This is a genomic window from uncultured Rothia sp. (assembly GCF_916049665.1).
In the GTDB taxonomy this organism is placed as follows: Bacteria; Actinomycetota; Actinomycetes; order Actinomycetales; family Micrococcaceae; genus Rothia.
Genome location: NZ_CAJZIE010000115.1, coordinates 1 through 3,167, shown reverse-complemented (window position 1 = coordinate 3,167; position 3,167 = coordinate 1). Strand labels below are relative to the sequence as shown.

Annotated in this window: 3 protein-coding genes; 1 reads left to right on the top strand and 2 read right to left on the bottom strand. The window is 55.1% G+C overall.

Annotated elements, in window-relative coordinates:
- Positions 1 to 25: 25 nt before the first annotated feature.
- Both QZ540_RS08340 and QZ540_RS08335 read right to left on the bottom strand, forming a co-directional pair.
- Positions 26 to 1,126 carry a YdcF family protein gene (locus QZ540_RS08340; protein ID WP_294629152.1) on the bottom strand — a complete coding sequence of 367 codons (1,101 nt, stop codon included), beginning with the start codon at positions 1,124 to 1,126 and terminating at the stop codon, positions 26 to 28.
- Positions 1,127 to 1,364: 238 nt separating this feature from the next.
- Entirely contained in the window at positions 1,365 to 2,561 is a 1,197-nt protein-coding gene (locus tag QZ540_RS08335; protein WP_294629150.1) for an RNase H family protein, read from the bottom strand.
- A 292-nt stretch (positions 2,562 to 2,853) separates the two neighbouring features.
- Between QZ540_RS08335 and QZ540_RS08330 the strand changes: the two genes are divergently transcribed.
- Positions 2,854 to 3,132 carry a putative quinol monooxygenase gene (locus QZ540_RS08330; RefSeq protein WP_005509231.1) on the top strand — a complete coding sequence of 93 codons (279 nt, stop codon included), beginning with the start codon at positions 2,854 to 2,856 and terminating at the stop codon, positions 3,130 to 3,132.
- The last annotated feature ends 35 nt before the right edge of the window (positions 3,133 to 3,167 follow it).

Genomic DNA, 3,167 nt, shown 5'->3' with positions numbered 1-3,167 from the left:
GAATCCACTCAACAGAAGCTGGAGGCTAGACCGGTTCGCCCGGACCCACCAGGCCGAAGGAGTACATCCACCAGACAAAGAGAGCCACCGCAATGTAGAGAACCGTGCATACAATCAGCGTGATGAGGTGGCGGCGGCGCGTCATACTCAAGTAGCCGATAAACTCGCGAATAAACGCATTCACCGCAAAATACACCTTCGTCGGCGCGCCTGCGCCCCAGCACTTCAGGCCCAGCGAACGCGCCAGCAGCAACGCACGGAACAGGTGGTAGTTCGTGGTTGCGAGCGCAACCTTCGGGGTCTTACCCTCGGCGACCTCCGGCATCAGGGCGTAGGAGAAGAGCAGGTTCTCGCGGGTGTTCACCGCGCGGTCCTCCACAATAATGTCCGCCTCAGGAATACCGCGGGCAATAGCGTAACGGGTCATTGCCACGCCTTCGGGAATCTTTTCATCCGCGCCCTGACCGCCAGACATAATCAGCTTCGAGCCGGGGTTCTTACGGTAAATTTCAATACCGCGGTCGATACGCGCCGCCAACAAAGGAGTCACCTGATCCCCTATGAGACCCGAACCGAGAACCACCACATAGTCAGCCTGCTTACGGAAATTAACCAGGTTCAACGCAGCCGCCACGGTAAAGCCCACCGCGTAAATCGTGAAATAGGTCAGCAGTAGCGAAAGATAGAAATAAATAGTGCCCCACACGCCGCCCAGCGGAACATTCTCCGCCGGGCCGGGAACAAAAAACGGACCCACAATCAGTGCCGCACCGGCCGCCAACGCCAAAGAATTAGTAAGCGAAAAACCCTCACGAACAATGAGGCGAATACCGCTATAGAGAAAAAGACCGGTCAAACCCAGAGGCGTAAAAATCGAAAGAAACGCCGGAATAATAACAATGAGGAACGCCAGCACCAACAAAATCTGGTTCTCCGACACAATAGCCGTCACACCCAGGCTCATACCCAGCAGCCCCACGGTAGCAATCAGCAACCAGCCCACAAACACGCTACGGCGTTCCCGCAGGTAGAGGCCAATAAAGCCGAGAAGGCACAGCGCCGTCAGCACATACAGCACCACCAGCGGGTTAAAGAGAGAAGAATCATGGGGAGGAAGAAAAGACATAAAAGGGTCCCAAAGAAATAGTGTGTGCCCGCTAAAAATCGGGAGAATCAGAATTCTTCACACAATTCTATCCCGCCTCTATCCCCACCACCCTAAACCTGCCTTGGGTAGAAGCGCAGGTATAAGCGCACAGTCGCAAAAAGGCGAAAAGGGCAAAAAGAAACACGCGACACCTCCGACATCGCATACCCTCGTATGCGGCGAATGTATCGCGCGTTCATTTCTACCCTGGACTAGTTTAGCGCCATAAACGGTTTCCCGCATGGATTGAAGAAGGTTTAATCTGCAACCACTCCGGTGCAAGCAGACGAACAGCCTTCGCACAACCCGCCAAAGCAGTAATAATCGACTCGCAACGCTGATTAAATTCGCTCTGATGACGCTTATCCACAATCTGCCCCGGAAAATGGCGATGCATCTTCGACACAGAATCGCTACTCTCCTGCAAACCGTGGCCCGTATGGCCCGGAACATGCTTCACCAGCACACGCTTCTCACGGATATCCTCCGTCAAAGCACTCATCTGAGCCACCACACGCTCATCCTGAATACCCTCAGAAGCCCAGGTCTCAAAAGCCCAACGGCTATGCGCCAAACGCAACACAAACGTCAACGCACCCAAAGAATCCGTATGAATAATCAGGCGGCGCGACCCACTATGGAACACCGTATAAGCCGCCAACATCGCAGACAACTCACCGGTCATAATATTCACGCCATCATAGTGGGCATGAAAATAGAAGCCGTCCTCACTCACGCCGGCAATACCCATACGGCCGCCACGCTGATACTTCTTATTGTGAGTCGAACGGAACGAACAATCCGTGAAAACGCTATAGTCCTGCAGCTGATCCAGCGGTCGAGGGGTCAGCGCCTCCTCCACCATCTCATCCACAGCGGTACGTGCAGCGCACACCTCAGCCTGCACCCGCTCATACGCGGGCGTACCGGCAAGCTTCACATGCACTTCACCCAAAGAATGGTTATCGTACGGGTCCAGCACCTTCTCAAAGGCACGGTACTCCATGATCGACTTCAACTGGTCACAGTCACGGAAAAGCTGCTTCAAATTCTTACGATCCGCAGCAATCGTCACCAGGTTCTGGCGGTACTGCTCCGGAACAACATCCCACGCCGAGAGCACGGCGCGACCCAGCAGACGCGGATGCACCTCATCGCAACACTCCATGAGGGAATGGACGTGGGTAGAGAGCATCTGCTCCTCATTCACCACGGTGCGGGTGCCGTCCTGCTTAGAAATAAAAACCACCGTCGACAAGGCGGAATAACAAAAACCCTGCGCCTTACGATGCTCCTGAGCCACCGCAATCACAGCAACACCCTGATCCGTGTACCCGGCAGGGTACGAAGCACTATAGTCGGGCGCCTCCCAGGTCAGGGTGCATCGTTTGATATGCGCCGGTGAAAATCCCATGAGTGTCACCCCCCATGCGTGCCATACCGCTTCTCCTTCCATTCGTGCGGTGTATCGTCCTCATTCTTTTATAGGTCGAAAAGAAAGGGGCATGCAAATATAAAACACCTTTTTTACAGTCAGCGAATGGAATAACCGCAACTCCTCGCACGCGTCGCTACAGTACGGAACACAGCACAGAACACAGCGCGAGAAACCCCTGCGCATACCTCACTCGGGCGCGGGTGAAGGTGTACGGTAAAAGAGTCATATACGACGCGGCAACCGCCGCACCGCACCTAAGGAGAGCCCCATGATTGGTGTTTACGCCGGAGTATCCGTCAAGCCCGAGCACGTCGAAGAATTCCTCAAGACCATCGAACCGCTCGTGACCGCAAGCCGCCAGGATGAAGGCAACGTCAGCTACGATTTCGGCGCCGTCTCCGACACCGACTTCGCATTCATCGAGCGCTGGGAGTCCCAGGCACTGCTCGAAAAGCACATGGGCACCGAGCACTTCCAGAAGGCCGTCGCCGCATGGGAGCCGCTGCTCTCCTCCGAGCTGGATGTTCGCATCGTTAACTTCCGCTAAGCGACGTTAAATACCGAGGTGCCCGGCACCCCTAT